At 65.9% G+C, this 17,895-nt stretch carries 13 protein-coding genes; 5 read left to right on the plus strand and 8 right to left on the minus strand.

The features are described from left to right. Window positions 1–12 precede the first annotated feature (12 nt). Genes AB843_RS00685 through AB843_RS00695 form a run of 3 tightly spaced genes read right to left on the minus strand, consistent with a single transcriptional unit; the run spans window position 13 to window position 2,230 of the window. Window positions 13–393 carry a Zn-ribbon domain-containing OB-fold protein gene (locus tag AB843_RS00685; protein WP_087587008.1) on the minus strand — a complete coding sequence of 127 codons (381 nt, stop codon included), beginning with the start codon at window positions 391–393 and terminating at the stop codon, window positions 13–15. Window positions 394–401: 8 nt separating this feature from the next. Further along, on the minus strand, window positions 402–1,571 hold the full coding sequence (locus AB843_RS00690; RefSeq protein ID WP_048644859.1) for a thiolase domain-containing protein: 1,170 nt from the start codon (window positions 1,569–1,571) through the stop codon (window positions 402–404). Beyond that, complete coding sequence (locus AB843_RS00695; protein ID WP_048644860.1) at window positions 1,568–2,230, minus strand: glutathione S-transferase; 663 nt, start codon at window positions 2,228–2,230, stop codon at window positions 1,568–1,570. Before AB843_RS00695 ends, AB843_RS00690 begins: the two co-directional genes overlap by 4 nt. 240 nt (window positions 2,231–2,470) lie before the next feature. On the opposite strand from AB843_RS00695, the gene gcvA reads away from it, so the two are divergent. Beyond that, window positions 2,471–3,430: a transcriptional regulator GcvA gene (gene gcvA / locus AB843_RS00700; protein ID WP_048644861.1), complete on the plus strand. Its 960-nt coding sequence runs from the start codon at window positions 2,471–2,473 to the stop codon at window positions 3,428–3,430. Here gcvA and AB843_RS00705 read toward each other — a convergent pair. From AB843_RS00705 to AB843_RS00725, 5 genes are read right to left on the minus strand one after another with little or no spacing between them, the layout of a single operon-like run. After that, window positions 3,416–4,588, minus strand: a complete 1,173-nt coding sequence (locus AB843_RS00705) for a CaiB/BaiF CoA transferase family protein (RefSeq protein WP_048644862.1) — start codon at window positions 4,586–4,588, stop codon at window positions 3,416–3,418. The two genes, gcvA and AB843_RS00705, sit on opposite strands and share 15 nt — an antisense overlap. Beyond that, window positions 4,585–5,685, minus strand: coding sequence for a CoA transferase (locus AB843_RS00710; protein ID WP_048644863.1), 1,101 nt, complete (start codon window positions 5,683–5,685; stop codon window positions 4,585–4,587). The genes AB843_RS00705 and AB843_RS00710 overlap by 4 nt, the downstream gene beginning before the upstream one ends. Continuing rightward, window positions 5,682–6,413: a dienelactone hydrolase family protein gene (locus AB843_RS00715; RefSeq protein ID WP_048644864.1), complete on the minus strand. Its 732-nt coding sequence runs from the start codon at window positions 6,411–6,413 to the stop codon at window positions 5,682–5,684. Before AB843_RS00715 ends, AB843_RS00710 begins: the two co-directional genes overlap by 4 nt. Beyond that, entirely contained in the window at window positions 6,406–6,834 is a 429-nt protein-coding gene (locus tag AB843_RS00720; RefSeq protein WP_048644865.1) for a Zn-ribbon domain-containing OB-fold protein, read from the minus strand. The genes AB843_RS00715 and AB843_RS00720 overlap by 8 nt, the downstream gene beginning before the upstream one ends. Window positions 6,835–6,837: 3 nt before the next feature. Then, on the minus strand, window positions 6,838–8,004 hold the full coding sequence (locus AB843_RS00725) for a thiolase family protein (RefSeq protein WP_048644866.1): 1,167 nt from the start codon (window positions 8,002–8,004) through the stop codon (window positions 6,838–6,840). 291 nt (window positions 8,005–8,295) lie between these two features. Between AB843_RS00725 and AB843_RS00730 the strand changes: the two genes are divergently transcribed. From AB843_RS00730 to AB843_RS00745, 4 genes are all read left to right on the plus strand, one after another. After that, window positions 8,296–9,057: an alpha/beta fold hydrolase gene (locus AB843_RS00730; RefSeq protein WP_048644867.1), complete on the plus strand. Its 762-nt coding sequence runs from the start codon at window positions 8,296–8,298 to the stop codon at window positions 9,055–9,057. Window positions 9,058–9,256: 199 nt separating this feature from the next. Further along, entirely contained in the window at window positions 9,257–10,306 is a 1,050-nt protein-coding gene (locus tag AB843_RS00735; protein ID WP_048644868.1) for an ABC transporter substrate-binding protein, read from the plus strand. Continuing rightward, window positions 10,306–12,057, plus strand: a complete 1,752-nt coding sequence (locus AB843_RS00740) for an ABC transporter permease (RefSeq protein ID WP_082143582.1) — start codon at window positions 10,306–10,308, stop codon at window positions 12,055–12,057. Before AB843_RS00735 ends, AB843_RS00740 begins: the two co-directional genes overlap by 1 nt. A gap of 199 nt (window positions 12,058–12,256) precedes the next feature. Next, window positions 12,257–17,722, plus strand: coding sequence for an alpha-2-macroglobulin family protein (locus tag AB843_RS00745; RefSeq protein ID WP_048644869.1), 5,466 nt, complete (start codon window positions 12,257–12,259; stop codon window positions 17,720–17,722). Window positions 17,723–17,895: the final 173 nt, after the last annotated feature.

Here is a 17,895-nt window from a genome sequence, read left to right on the forward strand (position 1 = left end):
CGTGTCTCCACGTCAGGCGAGCCTGAACAGCGGCAGGAGGTCTTCGTCACGTTTGCCGATGGCGATCCGCACCGATCCGCCGATGCGGATCGCCTCCAGATCGCTGTCGACGATGTTGGTCATCATGGTCGGCCCCTCCGCCAGCGTCACATAGGCGATGGCGTAGGGCTCCTTCGCCTTGCGCATGATGCTGTAGGAGTAGATCGTGCCGTCGCCGCTTGCCTCGCGCCACTCCGTGTCGGCGCTGGTGCAGAATGGGCAGATGGCGCGCGGATACCAGTGGGCGCGGCCGCAGGCGCGGCAATGCTTGAGCAGGAAACGTCCCTCGCCGAGGGCGGACCAGAAGGGCTGCGTTTCGGGGTGATGCTCCAGCGCATCGGACAGGATCGACATGACAACTCCTATTCGCGTTCGAGGATCAGCGTTGCCGAGCCGTGGCGCGTGCCGAGCAGGCCGCCCGTGCCGTGCGCCAGCGCCAGGTCGCAACCGTCGACCTGTACGGCCGGATGGGCCTCACCGCGCAGCTGGCGCACCGCCTCGATGATCTTGGTCATGCCGCCGCGATGGTTGGGGTGGTTGTTGCACAGGCCGCCGCCATCGGTGTTGAAGGGCAATCTGCCGATGCCGGAGATGAGATTGCCGTCGGCGACGAAGCGGCCGCCTTCGCCCTTCTTGCAGAAGCCGAGGTCTTCCAACTGGACGATCACGGTGATGGTGAAGCTGTCGTAGAGGGAGACATACTTGATGTCGGCCGGGGTCACGCCGGCCTCGCCGAAGGCGAGCGGAGCCGTGGTGGCGCCGGCCGAATAGGTCAGATCCACATCGCCGCCCGACAGGTGCTTGATCGCCTCGGCGGCGCCGCGCACTTTCACCAGCGGGCGCTTGAGGCTGCGGGCGATCTCCGGACGGGTGACGATCACCGCGCCGCCGCCATCGCTGATGACGCAGCAATCGAGCCGGCGCAGCGGATCGGCGATGATAGGCGAGTTGGCCACATCCTCGACCGTCACCACATCGCGCAGCACGGCATTCGGATTGTGCTGGGCGTGATGCGAGGCGGCGACCTTGACCCAGGCGAGCTGCTCGGGCGTCGTTCCGAACTGGTGCATGTGGCGCATGGCGCACATCGCGTAGGCGTTGAGCGTCGTCATGCCGAAGGGCTGTTCCCAGGGGAAATCCGGCTGCATCGGATTGTCGGTGCGCTGCGGCGCGCCCTTCTGCGCCCCTTCGCTGCGCGGACGGCCGGCCAGCGTCACCAGGGCGATGTCGCATTTGCCGGCGGCGATGGCCTGGGCGGCGTGGTTGACATGAAGAATATAGGAGGAGCCGCCGATATTGGTCGAATCGGCATGCCGCACCTTCAGGTTCATATAGTCGACGAGCGACAGCGGACCGGTGCCCGGAGCATCGCCGCCGCAGAAATAGCCGTCGACATCGTCTTTGCCCAGCCCCGCATCCTGCAGCGCGCCGAGCGCCACTTCCGCATGAAGCTGGGCGAGCGACTTGTCCGGCGCCTTGCGCGTGGGATGTTCGTACGCGCCGACAATGTAGGCTTTACCGCTGATGCTCATTGTGTCCTTGCTTTCTCCGCTTGTCCTGTTCCCGCCGCGCCCTGCTCGTCGAAATAGGCGGTCGCCACGACCGAGGAGCGGGCGCCGGCGATTGCGAACCAACGCGCCAGCGCCGGATATCCGTCGCGCCACGGCCATGCCGCCGAAAGACGAAAATCGACGTAGCAAAGGGCGGCAATTATCGTGATCTGGCTCATATCGAAGGGAGCCTCCGCCATGCGGTCCGCTTCCGCGTCGAGGCTGGAAAAGATGCACGGCAGTTTCCGCATGATCGCCGCGATGCGCAGATCCGAATGGCCCGGTTGGCAGCGCGCCTGTTCGGCAAGCAGGTTCATCAGCGTGGCGATCAGGCCGTCGCCGACCGCCAGGCGACGCATCATCGCCAGTTCGGCGGCGATCTCGCGCGGATGCAGCCGCCCTTCGCCCAGCACCAGATCGAGGTAACGACAGATGACCGCCGAATCGTAGAATACCTCGCCATCGTCGAGGACCAGTGTGGGGATCTGGCCGAGCGGATTGATCTCCAGAAGCCGTGGATTGGACGCCTTCGCGGTGACGGTCATCATCTCGATGTCCATGTCGCCGATCGTGCCGGTCTCATGCGCGGTGATCAGAACCTTGCGCACATAAGGCGATCTCGACGACCCGTAGAGTTTCATTGCTTGTCGCCACCCAGTTCAAAAAAAGTCAACGATCGAGTGCCTTGCCAGAATACGCCGGTTGACCGTTATCGGTGCTTTCTTGATCGACGCAGATTCAGGTATCGTCGCCGTGACGGTTGATTGACGCCGGAATTTGCGTCAACATCAACAATAATCGCCTGCCTAGACAATTCGAAATCATGACGATGGTCAATTGACCATTCGGTACGGCACAGTGAGTAATTCTCAAGGGTGACCATGTCAAAACGCCTTCCGCCGCTCAACGCCCTGCGCGCCTTCGAGGCCGCCGGGCGCCATGTCAGTTTCACCAAGGCGGCGGAGGAGCTGTTCGTCACACCCGGCGCGATCAGCCGGCAGATCAAGCTGCTGGAGGACGTGCTCGGGCTGGAATTGTTCGAGCGGACGAGCCGCGAGTTGCGCATTCCCAACGAAACGCGCGAATATGCGATGGCGCTGGGCGACGCCTTCGACCAGATCAACCGCGCCACGCAGCGTCTCTTGACCGCCCACCGGGCGCGCTCGCTGCGCATCCATTGCCCGATGACCTTCACCTTGCGGTGGCTGATGCCGCGCCTGCCGCTGTTTCATCGGCTCTACCCGACCCGCGAGATCCAGCTGACGACGACGCTTCTGCCGATCCCGGCCAATCTGATCTATCTGGGCGATGTCGATGTGGTCATCCAGATGGGCAAGGGCGACTGGCCGGACCTGATCGCCCACCGGCTGGCCGGCAGCGCGCTGGTGCCGGTGTGCAGCCGCGACTATGCCGCGGCGATGGGCGGCAAGATGACCGTCGACATGCTGGCGGAGGCGACGCTGTTGCGCTCGATGGCGCGGCCGGACGACTGGCGCGACTGGCTGGACGCCGCCGGCGGCGAGGCGATCGACGACCAGCGCGGCCTGCATTTCGAGAGTTCGAGCCTCGCCTACCAGGCGGCCATCGAAGGCATCGGCATCGCCATCGGCCAGGTGTCGCTGATCGCCGAGGATCTGGTCACGGGGCGCCTGGTGACGCCATTCGATTTCGTCCACGACAATGGCAACGCCTATTACCTGACCTATGCCAAGCAGATGGAGAACGATTCCCGGCTGGTCGAGTTCAGGGACTGGATCCTGGCGCAGGTGGTCGAATTCGACGCCTGGCTGGTCCAGTCGCAGGGCCGGCTGGACCGCTACACCGTTTCACAGAGGCGTTGAGGCGGGTCCGACCTCGATGATGCCGGCCTCTGCCAGCGCCGTGATTTCGCGCTCATCATAGCCGCCCACCTCCGCCAGCACGGCTCGCGTGTCCACGCCAATGCTCGGAGCCGGGCGCTCGATGGCCAGCGGCATGTCGTCGATCTGAAATGGGAAGCCCTTGACCAGGCGTCCGTCCTGGCGCTGCAGGGCATGCGACCAGAACGCGCCTTCACGGTGCAGGATTCCAGCGCCGTCGAGCACCGGCGCCACGGCCAGCCCGATCCTGCCCAACGCTGCAACGGCCTCTCCGCCGCGCATGCCGGCGATGTGGCTGGAGAGCGCTGCATGCAGCCGGTGCAAGGAGGATTGCGGATCGATGTCGAGCAGGGCCGAAAGCGCCGCCCGGTCGGTCTCGGCGACGGACACGGCGATCCATGCATCGTCGGCGGCCATGAAACAATCCTGCAGCAAATAGGGCTCCTGCGCGTTGCCATTGCGGCCGACATTGCCGCCCATCGATGCGGAAATGAAGGCGTCGCCGACCAGAAACGAGGTCAGGTCCCGCTGCGACAGATCGAGATGGACGGCCGGACCGCCCTGGTGGTGCACAGAACGCAGCGCCGTGGCGATCATGCCGGCGGCGAAGATGGCGGCCACCTGGTCGGGATAGTTGACGTCGCGCCCGCTGATCACCGGGCCTTCATCCGCATAGCCGGTGCGCCACGCCAGGCCGCCGATGGCTTCCAATGTCGAGCCATAGGATACGTGGCGCGCATCCGGTCCCGTTTCGCCCTGGCTGGAAACCGAGGCGAGGACGATCCTGTCGTTGGCGGCGCGGAGCGTGTCGAAGGAAAGGCCGAGCTTGGGCAGCACGCCGCGGCGGAAATTCTCCACCACCACGTGGCTGGCGGAGACCAGGCGCAGCATCACCTCGCGGCCGCGCGCCTGCTTCAGGTCGATGCTGATCGCCTGCTTGTTGCGGTTGGTGGCGCGAAAGAGCGGCGGCAGGTCGTCGGGATCGGGACCTTCCCCGGTCCACTGGCGAAACGGATCGCGGTAGGTGGGCGATTCGATCTTGATCACCTCGGCGCCGAGATCGGCGAGGATCGCCGATGTCGCCGCGCCGGCGGTGATGATGCCGAGGTCGAGAACGCGATAGCCTGCAAGGGCGCTCACGACAGGCCGGCCACGGCTCTGGCAGGGGCGTGCCCGGCGGAGGAAGACAGGACCAGGCCGTTCCACAGCACCGGCAGGCGCGGGGCCTGGACCGGCGCCTGCTCACCGGGCAGGGGGGGCAATGCGGTGAACATGGCGCGGGCGAGATTGTGCGGGTCGTCGATCAGTTCGTCCGGGCTCCAGACGGGGCCGAGCGGCAGCCGGTGGGACGCCGCCTGTTCATGGAGCTGCCGCCGCGTGCGCGACAGGAACACCGTTTCGATGATGTCGGCGAGTTCGGCGAGGTTGCCGAGGCGGCCTTGCCGGGTGGCGAATTTCGCCTGTCGAAGCCGATCGTCGCCGACCATGTCGCACAGATGCGGCCAGTCCGGCTCCTGGTAGACCAGGGCGATCCATCCATCGGCGCAGCGCAGCACCTGCCATTCCGCCGCCGCACCGGCGCGCCCCGGCGGCACCGGCGCGCCGGCTTCCAGCGGCGCGGATTTCCAGTTCAGCCAGACGACCACGTCGAGCAGATTGGCGCGGACCGTCATGGTCGGCAGCGCTCGCCGCCTGTCGGCAAGCAGGGCCGCAAGCCCGCAAAACGCCGAGAGGCCGAGCGCATAGGCTTCCTGGTGCCCGCCGAGCTTCAGGGGCTTGCGATCCGGGTCGCCGACCATGTTCAAAAGCCCACCCAGGGCGGAGATGGTGAATTCCGTTGCCGGAATCTCGGCATCCGCATGCCTGCCGCCGAACAGCGATAGAACCGCAACATTTGCCGGCAAATCATCTGCCGCGATCAAGCGATGCACATGCCGATCGACGATGGCGATATCGGCCCGGCGCAGCAGCCGTGAGACGAATTCGCGGTCGCCGGGATTGCCCCACATGGTCGACTTGCCGGCCGACAGGAACCGCTCGACGGCGTCGTTTTCCGCGCCCCAATAGGGTTGCCGGGCCTGTTGCTGCTCGTCATCGCCGATGATCCTTATGACGCGCGCGCCCAGATCGGCGAGGATGCGCCCGGTCATCGCGGTGCTCAGCCGCAGGGCGCTGCCGAGCGGTCCCGCGGCGGCCTCGACGACAACCAACCCCTCATAGGGACGCTCGATCTTCATTTCAGGGTGCGGTCCCACAGGTTGAACATCTTTGTCCAGGTCGCCTCGGCGGCGGCGGGCTGGTAGGCCCGGCCGGCGGCGAAACAATAGCCGTGGCGGCTGTCGGGATGAATCTCGATCTCGTGCTCGACGCCGGAGGCGGCCAGCGCCTCGCGCATGGCGGCGATGGTCTCGGGAGGCGTGGCGGTGTCCGTTTCGGCGATGCCGAAATAGAGTTCGCCGCGAACCTGCGACAGCAGCCTGTGCGGCGAGCCTTCGTCCTCCGTCACCAGTCCAACGCCATAAAGCGAGGCTGCCGATGCGAAGCGGTCGCCGAAGTAAGCGGCCAGGGAGATCGCATAGCGTCCGCTCATGCAGAACCCGACGCAGGAAACCTTGTCCGCCTTGGCGGCCATCTCGCCGTCGAGATATGCCAGAAGCCCGGCCGTGTCCTCGTTGACGCCGCCATTGTCCAGGCTGCGCAGGCAGGCACCGACGACGGCGGACATGCGCTCGTCGCGGCGCGGCAGGTCGAAGCGGATGGTCCCCAGCCGGTAGTAGAGGTCGGGCAGGGCGCAGTAATAGCCGCGCGCCGCGATGCGCCGCGCCATGTCGCGCAGCTCCTCGCGGATTCCCGGGGCATCCATGTACAGGATGACGACGGGATAGGGGCCGTCGCCGTCAGGACGCACTGTAAATGTCGGCATGCGGCCATGCTTCGTGACGACCGGCACTTCCTTTTCATGCATCTTCGCCTCGATTCAATTGCGTGGATTTCTGGTTTTGCAGCGTGAAAGCATGCTGCAGACGGTCGAGATGGCGGCGATAGGTGATCGTCACCCGTTCACCGATCCAGCTGCCGTCCGGTTCGTCTCCAACGAGGTTCGATACGACGATAGGCCCTTCCGCCAGCCGCACGGCGATGGCGTTGTAGGGCTGCGGATGATCGTCGAAATACTGCCGGTGGAAAACGACCCATGACAGGATCGTGCCATTGCCGGACACCTCGGCCCACTCATAGTCCAAGGCGTTGCATTCGGCGCAGATCGGCCCAGGCGGATAGCGGAAGGTTCCGCATGCGCTGCATCTGGGAAGCGCCATCTTTCTGCGCTCGATGCTCTCCCACATGGGAACATCGTAGAGCGTCATGATCCGTTGTGCGTTTGCCATGGTCTAGCGTCCATAGATGATCGAAACCGCCTTGCCGGCGACATCGGAACTGTAGTGAACGTGGCGGCAGTCCGGAACCTGGCGTTCACCGGCTTCGCCGCGCACCTGCCGCACCGCCTCGATCTGGTGATTCCAGCCCTGCATGTAGCTCTCCGACAAATGGCCGCCGCCGGTGTTGACCGGCAGGCCCCTGGCAAGCGAGATGCCGTGCTCGCGCATGAATTTGCCGGCTTCACCCGGCTTGCAGTAGCCGTAGCCTTCCAGCGCCAGGGGTATGTGCAGCGAGAAACTGTCGTAGATCTGCAGGGCGTCCATATCCTGCGGCCCGAGCGAGGCCATGTTGAACACCGCCTCGCCGACCGTCTTCTGCGCCGGCTGGTAATAGTCGGTCAGGCGCGGCTCCAGGCTGGTCGCCCCGCGATTGAGATCGTGGCGCGCGATGCCGTGGATGGGAACCGGCGCCCGGCCGATGCGCTCGGCCTTGCCGGCTTCGGCGACGATCAAGGCAACGCCGCCATCGTTGATCAGGCAATAGTCGAAGATGTGCAGCGGCTCGCAGATGAAGGGCGAGGCGAGATAGTCGTCGATGGTGATCGGCTTGCGCATCAGCGCCGCCGGGTTCCTTGCAGCCGCCATCCTCTGCGCCACCGCCACCTCGCCGAGCTCGGCTTGGCTCATGCCGCGCTCTTCCATATAGCGCCGCGCCATCAGGGCGTAGAGCGCGCCCTGCGAGGTGAACCCCCAGGGGGCGTGATAGACATAGGAGAGAAAGGCGCCGCCGCCTTGCGCATCGGCGCCGCCGTAGTTCACCAAGGCCGAGCGCTGGTCGTTGCCATAGACCAGCGCGACCACCTCGGCCTGGCCGGAGGCGATCGCCATGCACGCTTCCATCACGCCGAGCATGGCGTCGGCCTGCCCGCCCCAGCGGACATCGAGCCCCAGCAACTCGCCGACCCGCTCGTAGGCGGTCGTCGGTCCGACGATCAAGCCGTCGATCTGGTCGCGGGAAATGCCGGCGTCGGCCAGGGCGCCGACGAATGCCTGGGCGGCGTAGCCATAGGAATCGTGCGGCTTCTGAGCGGCTCTGACACGCGCATGATCGCCCGGCCAATCGGTCTGCCCGATGCCGATCACCGAGGCTGCCTTGGCAATCATGCCGACAGGTTTCATCGATCCTCCATCATGGCCGGTCCGTTGAACGGTGGCCTTTCCGCTGGTCTTGCGAGACGATCCTCGGGAGGCGGCGACGCCCTGCGGGGAACTCCCGGATTGTCCGGTCAGAGTTCTCACTAGGCCGCGGTCAGTCAACCGACTTAACCGTAAGGTCCATTGAGCTAATCTCATGCGCAGCGGAGCCGTTGTCCAGCCACCGGGCCCGGTGGTGGGCGCGAACGGAGGGAGGAGAAGTCAAACGACGATCAGTTTCTCTCTGTTGACAGCGGGCCGGCGACGTCGTGCCCTATGGGCGGCATCAAGCCGATCGACGGAGGGAAATTGCCGAACGTGGACAGGTTGTGGATCGATGCGAATGGCGCGCGCCTGTGCTGCGACCATCGGCGCGGCGGGGATCGAACCGTCGTCTTGCTGCACGAGATGGGCGGAAGCCTGGAAAGCTATGACGCCGTCGTCGCGGGTCTTGGCGCGCGATGGAGTGTCTTGCGCTATGATCAACGCGGGGCCGGGCGCTCGCAAGCGCCCTCCGGTTCACTCTCCATCGATATGGCCGCTGCCGATCTCGACGGATTGCTCGACGCGCTGTCGATCGAGCGACCTGTCGCCCTGGTCGGCACAGCGGTTGGCGCCGGCGTGGCCATCGGCTTCGCCGCACGACATCCCGAAAAAGTCGCAGCGCTCGTCCTCCTGGCGCCGGCGACTGGCCTGATCGCGGAACACCGCGCCGCGACGATCGAGAAGATCGAGGCGCTGGAGGAGGATCTGAGGCACGGCATCGCGGACAATGCCAAGTCCGGCCGCCTCGCCACATGGCGCATGCTGGCCGATATGGACCTCGACGCGGATATCGCCGCGCTCGACTGCCCGGTTCTGGTCGCCGCCGGCACAGACGATGCCTTCCGCCCGCCGGACCATGTGGCCGATGTGGCGGGCAGGATAGCCGGCGCGCGCTACACCTTGTTGAACACGGGCCATGTGATGGCGATCGATACGCCGGACCTTGTCGTGGCGACCGTGACGGGGTTTCTCGACGAGGTGGGATTCCGATGAGTTTTACGCCGCCTGACGCAGCCGGCGGTTCCCGTTTTCCTGCTGACCGTTTGAGGAATCCTCATCGGTTCGGTCTTTTTAGTCGTTTGACGATCGGCGATGATGGTTAGCAACATGCGCCGACAACGAGAACCGGTGCTCAAGCCGGCCTGGTCGGCATGATGGACAGGCCGATTGCAAACTGGAGGAGGACGCTTAAGTGCAAACACGACGCAATATCCTGAAACTCGCCGGCGCCGCTTTGGCGATTTCGGCGGTGGGGGCCTTTGCCCACGCCGAACCCTCGGCGGAACTGATCGAGGCGGCGAAAGCCGAAGGCGAAGTCGTCTGGTACACCGGCCTGATCGTCAACCAGGTGGTGCGGCCGCTTGCCGACGGGTTCGCCGAAAAATACGGCATCGAGGTGAAGTACGCCACGACGTCGGACGCCGATACGCTTCTGAAGATCACCAGCCAGGCGCGGGCCGGAAAGATCGAGGCCGATCTGTTCGATACGCCGGGCACCGCCATCGCGCCGATGGAGGCTGCCGGTCTGATCGAGCCTTTCGTGCCCGATGCGCTGGCCAATTACGACCCGATGTTCAGGCCGGAATCGAAACTCTATGACGGCATCTACACGCTGTTCCTGACCACCACCCACAACACCGATCTGGTCTCGGCGGAAGACGCGCCGAAGACCTACGAGGATCTGCTCGACCCGAAATGGAAGGGCCAGATGGTGTGGAGCGACACGCGTGGCGTTTCGGGGCCGCCCGGCTTCATCGGCAACATCCTGAAGACGATGGGCGAAGAGAAGGGCATGGACTACCTGCGCAAGCTCAGCGCGCAGGATATCATCCGCGAACCAGGCAACCAACGCGTGACCATCGACAAGGTGATCACCGGCCAGCATCAGATCGGCCTGATGACCTACAACCACCATGCGGTGATCAGCCAGGGCAAGGGCGCGCCGATCGCCTGGATCAAGATGGAGCCGCTGGTGGCCAATCTCGGCGCCATCGCGCTGGTAAAGGGCGCGCCGCATCCGAACGCCGCCAAGCTGTTCCTCGAATATCTGTTCTCGGTCGAGGGTGCGACGATCATTCGCGATGCCAACTATCCGCCCGGCAATCCCGACGTGCCGGCAAAGGAGCCGTCGATCAGCCCGATCACCGGGAATTTCACCTTCACCCTGCTGCCGCCGGAGGTTGCGTCGCAGGACGCCGAGCCTCTCAAGACGTGGCTGAAAATCTACGATGAACTGTTCTGATGACAATCGTTGCTGATGGGACTCAACAGGACGCGCGGCCTCGGGCATCCGAGACCGCGCATCGCTATCGCGATCCGCTTTGGCTCTTGTCGCTGGCGATGGTCGTGATCCTTGGCTGTCTCGTCCTGCCGCCATTTTTCACCCTGGTGCGCAACAGCCTTTTCGAACTGACGCCGAACGGCTCGACAGGCGCATTCACACTCGACAATTTCGCGCGCCTGGCAGAAAGCGGCAAGGTGCTGCAGAGCGCGATGAACTCGTTCATCTTCGCGTCGCTTTCGACGCTGCTGGCGATCCTGCTCGGCGGTACGCTGGCCTGGATCGTCGAGCGCACCAACGCGCCATTCCGCGATCTGGCCTACCTGATGACCGTGGTTTCGCTGAGCATTCCCGGCGTCATCTACGTTCCCGCCTGGCTGTTCTTTCTCGGGCCCACCGGACCGATGAACGATGTCTACCGGACACTCGGCGGCAGCGGTGTGCTGTTCAACGTCAACTCGATGGCGGGCATGGTGCTGATCGAGGGGTTCGGCTGGATTCCGCTGACCTTCCTGCTGTTCGCCGCGAGCTTCCGCTCGGCCAATGCCGAGCTCGAGGAGGCCGCCATCATGAGCGGCGCCAGTGTGCTCGACATGATGCGGCGCATCTCCATTCCGCTGGCGGCGCCGGCGGGGCTCGCTGCCGCCCTGTTCGTCTTCATCCGCTCCCTGCAAGCCTTCGAGATTCCCAAGCTGGTGGGAACGGGAGCCGGCCTCAGCCTTCTGACAACCGACATCTATGACAGCATCCGCACCGTCCCGCCGCAGATCGGCCATGCCAGCGCCTTCTCGGTGGCGCTGACGGGGCTGGTTGCGGGCCTGATGTTTCTCTACAGCCGCCTGGCCTTGAACGCGTCGCGCTTTGCCACCGTCACCGGCAAGGGATACAAGCCCCGACCGCTGGTGCTCGGCTGGGCACGCTGGGTCTGCGGCGGGGTCGTCATTCTCAACGTGCTGATCGTCCTGGTGCTGCCGCTGCTGACGCTTCTGTGGATCGCCGTGACGCCGTTCGTCCGGCCGGTGCGCCTTGCCGCCTTCTCCTCGCTGACCGGCGAGAATTTCGCCCTCGTCCTTTCCGACGACCGCTATCTCGAACTGATCACCAACACACTGACCGTTTCGGCTTCGGCCGCCACGGTGACGATGCTGTTGATGGTGGTCTGCGGCTGGCTCGTCGCCCGGCGGCGGGTCTACCACGCGGTGCTCGACCAGATGACGGCCCTGCCGATGCTCATCCCGTCGATCGTGCTCAGCGTCGCCATGATGGATCTGGCGCTTCGCTCGCCGATCCCGCTCTATTCGACCCTGACGATCATCGTCATCGCCTTCGTCGTCCACTACATCCCGTTCGGCATGCGCTACACGTTCACCGGCGCCCTGCAATTGCACAAGGAACTGGAGGAATCGGCGGGCGTTTGCGGCGCCTCACCCATGGTGATGCTCAGGCGCGTCGTGATCCCGCTCCTTCTGCCGTCGATCATTGCCGGCTGGTTGTTCATCTTCCTCAATGCGTCGCGCGATCTTTCGACGGCGATCATCCTGTCGGGACCGGACACGAAGACGATCGCCGTGGCGATCTTCGATCAGGCGATCAACGGTCAGTTCAGCGAGGTCGCCGCGCTCGGCCTGTTGTGGTCGATGATGATGAGCGTCGTGGCGATGGCCTTCTACTTCCTCGTGCAGCGCCGTTCTGGTGGTTCCATCTCGTTCTGAGACGGGGCTTGCCGCCTGCGTCCGTCCGGGCTCCGCTGCGAACATCACGTGGCAGTTCCCAGGTGGCATCGCGCCCGGCGCTGGCCTATACCGGCCGGGCGGTCGGGTAGCGATTCGCATCCTCGCTCCCTGTTGACAGGCTTTTACAAAACTGGGCCAATATCCAGGGGACGATATCGGCAGCGCCTGGAGGAATGCTATGCGTGCGGCACGCGGACTCTCCCTTTCCCTCACCATTCTGTTTGGCTTGATGACCTTCGCCGCCGCGCAGGACGCGCGGCGCATCGTGACGAGCGAGAATGGCGACTATTTCGGCTTCGACCTGCGCACGGAACAGGACGTTTCGCTGGACCAGTGCAAGGCGGCGTGTCTCGGCGACGCCCAATGCCGCGCCTTCACCTACAACACGCGCGCCGAATGGTGCTTCCTCAAATCGGATTTCAACCAGCTCAACAGTTTCGACGGGGCGGTGGCCGGCAAGGTGGTGACGGGCGGGGCAGCGCCGGACATCGGCGCGCCGCCTGAGCTGCGCTTCGTGCCGGAGCATGTGGCGCAGGAGGCCCGGCAATATCGCGACGAGGTTCTGCGCGGCGCCAATGCCGGCGAGGCCGGTTATGTTTCCCTGGTGTCGAGCGCTGGACAGGCGCTCGCCAATGGCGATGCGCGCGGCGCCATGCGCGGCTACCGGGCGGCGATCGCCGTCGAGCCGGAGAACGCCAGCCTGTGGAGCGGCCTGGCGCGGGCCGCCACGGCGACGCAGCCGGCCGGCAATGAATCCATCTACACGCTGCAGCGCGCCGGCACCGGAGCCGGCGTCACGGCCTATACCCTGTCGCGCACGACGGGAGACCGCGCCGAGGCGCTGGCCGCGCTGGCCGGGGCGCTCGAGCGGCGCAGCCTGTTCCGCCCGGCGATCAGCGCCTATGAGGCGAGCCTGGCGCTGCAGCCGTCGCCGCAGGTGCAGGCGCTTTATGCCGACCTGAAACGGCGCAAGGGATTTCGCGTTCTCGATCATACGGTCGATTCCGACAGCGCCAGCCCACGCGTCTGCGTGCAGTTCTCCGAGGAACTGGTGAAGAGCGGCATCGATTATGCGCAATACATGACGGTCGAGAACCAGCGCTCCGTCGCCATCGACCAGAGCGACAAGGAATTGTGCGTCGCCGGGCTGAAGCACGGCGGGCAATACCGCATCGTCATCCGCCAGGGCCTGCCGTCGGCCATCGGCGAGGTGATCGCCGAGCCGGCGCCGCTGGAGATCTACATTCGCGACCGCGCGCCCTCATTGCGCTTCACGGGCGACAATTTCGTCCTGCCGTCGAGCGCCCGACGCGGCATTCCCTTCGTCTCGGTCAATGCGCCAAGCGCCAAGCTGGCGCTCTACCGGGTCGGCGACCGGGCGCTGACGCGGCTTCTGACGGAATCGAAATTCCTGCGCCAGCTCGACGGCTACGAGGTCGATCAGGTGGCCGACGATATGGGCGAACCGGTCTGGGAAGGCACGGTGGAGATCGCCTCCGATCTCAACAAGGACGTGGTGACCAGCATTCCCATCGACGAGGCGGTGCCGGAGCGCAAGCCCGGTGTCTACATGCTGACCGCCGTGCCCGAAGGCGACACCAGCCAGAATTGGGACAGCCGCGCCACGCAATGGTTCCTCGTTTCCGACATCGGGCTTTCCACATTCACCGGCAATGACGGGCTGTCCGTCTTCGCCCGTTCGCTGGCGTCCGCCGAGCCGACGGCCGGCCTGAAACTGAAGCTTTTGGCGCGCAACAATGAGGTGCTGGGCGAGGCCGTGACGGACGCTGCCGGCCGCGCGCTGTTTTCGCCCGGCCTGTCGCGCGGCGGCGCCGGTCTCGCGCCCGCCGCCATCATCGCCGAGAACGGCGAGGACGATTTCGTCTTCCTCGACATGACGCGCGCCGGCTTCGACCTGTCGGACCGCGGCGTGGCGGGCCGTCCGTCGCCCGGCCCGCTCGACGCCTTTGCCTGGACCGAGCGCGGCATCTACCGGGCCGGCGAAACCGTTCATGCTGCAGCGCTCCTGCGCGATCCGTCCGCCGATGCGGTGGACGATCTGCCGCTGACCTTCATCTTCCGCCGCCCCGACGGGGTGGAAGACCGGCGCGTCGTCTCGCAAGGCGCGGATCTTGGCGGCCACGGCGTCGATCTCGCCCTGTCCGACAACGCCATGCGCGGCACCTGGTCCCTCGGCATCCACACGGATCCGAAGCAGGCGGCGCTTGCCGAGAAGACGTTCCTGGTCGAAGATTTCGTGCCCGACCGGACGGAGTTCGACCTGACGAGCACTGAGGCGGAAATTCCGGTCGGCGGCTCGACGCAGGTGACGCTCGACGGGCGCTACCTCTATGGCGCGCCGGCGGCGGGGATGACGCTCGAAGGGCAGCTGACCGTCGACACGACGCGCGAATGGGATGCCTTCCCCGGCTATGTCTTCGGCCTCGAGGACGAGGAAGACGTGGAGGCGAGCCGCACCGCGCTGACCGATCTTCCCGAGACGGACGCGGATGGTCAGGCGGTTTTCGCGGTCTCCATCGACAACGCGCCGTCCACCACGCAGTTGCTGACCGCCGAGGTCAGCGTGCAGATGCGCGAGGCGGGCGGCCGTGCCGTCGAGCGGGTGCTCGACATCGCCATCGCGCCGCAAACCGACATGATCGGCGTCAAGCCGGAGTTTTCGGGCGGGCAGGTGCCGGAAGGCGGGACGGCGAATTTCCGCGTCATCGCCGTCGATCCGGATGGCCAGCGCATCGCCATGCCGGGCGTGAAATGGTCGCTGCTCAAGGTCGAGCGGCGCTATCAATGGTACCGCAACGAGGGGTCCTGGAACTACGAGCCGATCACCTCCACGAGCCTGGTCCAGGAAGGCACAGTTGCCGCCTCGGCGGACAGCGAACCGCAGGTCGGTGTCTCGGTCGGCTGGGGCCGCTACCGGCTCGAGGTGGAAAGTCCCGAGGCTGACGGGCCGATCTCCAGCGTCGAATTCACCTCCGGCTGGTATGTCGAGGCAAGCTCGACCGAGACGCCGGACGGGCTGGAAGTGGCGCTCGACCGCGACGGCTATGCGGTGGGCGATACGGCGAAACTGCAGATCTCGCCGCGCTTCGCCGGCGAGGTGTTGGTGACGGTGGGGGCCGAAAGCCTGCTCAAGACCTTTACGGCCAGCGTGCCGGAAGGCGGAACGACGATCGACATCCCGGTCACCGAGGAGTTGGGCGCCGGCGCCTATGTGACGGCAACGCTGTTCCGGCCCGGGGATGCTGCGGAAAACCGCCTGCCGATGCGCGCCATCGGCGTGCGCTGGCTGAAGGTCGATCCCGGCGCGCGCAAGCTCGCCGTCGATCTTGCCACCGTCGAGAAGGTGCGGCCCAACGAGACCCTGACCGTTCCCGTTTCCGTCGGCGGGCTGGCCGCCGGCGAGGAAGCCTATGTGACGGTCGCGGCTGTCGATGTCGGCATCCTCAACCTGACCCGTTATGAAGCGCCGGAACCGGATGGCTGGTATTTCGGCCAGCGCATGCTGGGGCTGGAAATGCGCGATATCTACGGGCGGCTGATCGACGGTTCGCTGGGTGCCGCCGGGCGGCTGCGCACGGGCGGTGACGGCGGCGGCATGGCCTCGACCGGCAGCCCGCCGACCGAAAAGCTGATCGCCTTCTTCTCCGGCATCGTGCGGCTCGACGCCGAGGGCAAGGCGGAGATCTCCTTCGACATTCCGGCGTTCAACGGCACGGCGCGGGTGATGGCCGTCGCCTGGTCGAAGAGCGGCGTCGGCAGCGCCGCAAAGGACGTCATCATCCGCGATCCCGTGGTGCTGACCACCAGCCTGCCGCGCTTCCTGGCGCCCGGCGACGAGGCGCGCCTGCTGCTCGAGGTGGCCAATACCGACGGCCCTGCCGGCGACTACGCCCTGACCGTCTCCACCGACGGCGCGGTCAGCGCCGATTTGCGCTCCGTTCCATCGAGCCTGACGCTCGCCGCCGGCGGCAAGACAAGCCTGTCGCTGCCCATTTCGGCGCAGGATGCGGGAGGCGCCGGCATCACGGTCGCGCTTGCCCATCCCTCCGGACTGACGGTGGAAAAGACGGTGGGATTGCCGGTGCGGCCCGGCGTGATGCCGGTCGCCAGCCGGCGTGTGGTGGCGCTCGCCGCCAATGGCGGCAGCGTGACGCTGGACGGCGAACTCCTGGCCGACAGTTTTGCCGACAGCGCTTCGGTGTCGATCAATGTGTCGCGTGCCGAGGCGTTCGACATTCCGGCCCTCCTGATGTCGCTCGACCGCTATCCCTATGGCTGCGCCGAGCAGACCACGAGCCGCGCGCTGCCGCTGCTTTATGTCAGCGAATTGTCGAAGGCGGCGGGACTAGAAGACGACCCGGCGGTGAAGGGCCGCATCGAGGACGCCATCACGCGGGTGCTGTCCTACCAGTCCTCGTCCGGCAGCTTCGGCCTGTGGGGACCGGGATCCGGCGATCTGTGGCTCGACGCCTATGTCACGGATTTCCTGACCAGGGCGCGCGAGCAGGGCTTCGCCGTCGCCGACCAGGCGATGACGCAGGCGCTGCAGAATCTGCAGAACTCGCTCGCCTACGACACCGACGTCCAGTCGCGCGGCGGCGAGATCGCCTATGCGCTGTATGTGATGGCGCGCAACCGCAAGGCCTCGGCCGGCGATCTGCGCTACTATCTCGACACGCGGCTCGGCGAGTTCGAGACGCCCCTGTCGCGCGCCCAACTGGCGGCCGGCCTGGCGCTCTACGGCGATGCGCAGCGCGCCGAGACCGGGTTCAGCTCGGCCTTCCGCCTGGCGCAGGCATCGAGCAGCGGCTATTCGGGGCGCTCGGACTATGGTTCACGCCTGCGTGACGGCGCAGCGATGCTGGCGCTTGCCGCCGAAAGCCGGCCCGAGCCGGCGCTGGTGCCGCAGATGGTCGGCCTGGTCTCCGACATGCGCGGCACAACGCGTTACATGAGCACGCAGGACGAGGCGTGGATGCTGCTGGCCGCCCGCGCGCTCAGCCGGTCGAGCGACGACATCAGGCTGACCGTCGACGGCGCGGCCCATTCCGGCGCCTTCGCCCGGCGGCTTTCGGGTCCTGAGATTTCGGCCACGCCGCTCAGCGTCGCCAATGCCGGATCGGAGCCGGTCAACGCGGTGATCACCACGGTGGCGGCGCCGCAGCAGCCGCTGCCGGCCGGCGGCGAAGGCTTCACCATCGAGCGCAGCTACTACCAGCTCGACGGCACGGAGGTGAACGTTTCCGAGGCGCAGCAGAACGAGCGCTACGTGGTGGTTCTGAACGTTACGGAAACCAATGCGTGGCCGTCGCGGGTTCTCGTTTCCGATCTCCTGCCTGGAGGTTTCGAGATCGACAATCCGCGGCTGGTCGGCAGCGCCGATCTCACCAATTTCGAGTGGCTGGGCGAGACCAGCGCCGTCCACACGGAGTTCCGCGACGACCGCTTCATCGCCGCCTTCGACCGCGGCGGCGGCAGCGACCGCGATTTCCGCCTTGCCTATGTGGTGCGGGCGGTGACGCCGGGCGTCTACACGCACCCGGCGGCGAGCGTCGAGGACATGTACCGGCCGCAGCTCTCGGCACGCACGGCGACCGGTTTCATGGAGATCATGGGGCAGTAGGAGATATGTCGTTGTCGGCGTCCTTCGATACCCCCCTCTGGCCTGCCGGCCATCTCCCCCTCAAGGGGGGAGATGGGATGGCTGCCCGGGTTTCGCAAATCGTCGATGTTGCAGAATGCGCGGCGAGGATGACGTTGCCAATCTCCCCCCTTGAGGGGGAGATGGCCGGCAGG

This window comes from Nitratireductor soli (assembly GCF_001050155.1).
Taxonomy (GTDB): domain Bacteria; phylum Pseudomonadota; class Alphaproteobacteria; order Rhizobiales; family Rhizobiaceae; genus Nitratireductor; species Nitratireductor soli.

Bases quoted from the DNA above. Each gene is read 5' to 3' on its own strand.
- gcvA (WP_048644861.1), top strand. From the start codon at position 2,471: ATGTCAAAACGCCTTCCGCCGCTCAACGCCCTGCGCGCCTTCGAGGCC.
- AB843_RS00710 (WP_048644863.1), bottom strand. From the start codon at position 5,685: ATGAAGATCGAGCGTCCCTATGAGGGGTTGGTTGTCGTCGAGGCCGCC.
- AB843_RS00695 (WP_048644860.1), bottom strand. From the start codon at position 2,230: ATGAAACTCTACGGGTCGTCGAGATCGCCTTATGTGCGCAAGGTTCTG.
- AB843_RS00720 (WP_048644865.1), bottom strand. From the start codon at position 6,834: ATGGCAAACGCACAACGGATCATGACGCTCTACGATGTTCCCATGTGG.
- AB843_RS00685 (WP_087587008.1), bottom strand. From the start codon at position 393: ATGTCGATCCTGTCCGATGCGCTGGAGCATCACCCCGAAACGCAGCCC.
- AB843_RS00740 (WP_082143582.1), top strand. From the start codon at position 10,306: ATGACAATCGTTGCTGATGGGACTCAACAGGACGCGCGGCCTCGGGCA.
- AB843_RS00745 (WP_048644869.1), top strand. From the start codon at position 12,257: ATGCGTGCGGCACGCGGACTCTCCCTTTCCCTCACCATTCTGTTTGGC.
- AB843_RS00690 (WP_048644859.1), bottom strand. From the start codon at position 1,571: ATGAGCATCAGCGGTAAAGCCTACATTGTCGGCGCGTACGAACATCCC.
- AB843_RS00730 (WP_048644867.1), top strand. From the start codon at position 8,296: ATGGGCGGCATCAAGCCGATCGACGGAGGGAAATTGCCGAACGTGGAC.
- AB843_RS00715 (WP_048644864.1), bottom strand. From the start codon at position 6,413: ATGCATGAAAAGGAAGTGCCGGTCGTCACGAAGCATGGCCGCATGCCG.
- AB843_RS00725 (WP_048644866.1), bottom strand. From the start codon at position 8,004: ATGAAACCTGTCGGCATGATTGCCAAGGCAGCCTCGGTGATCGGCATC.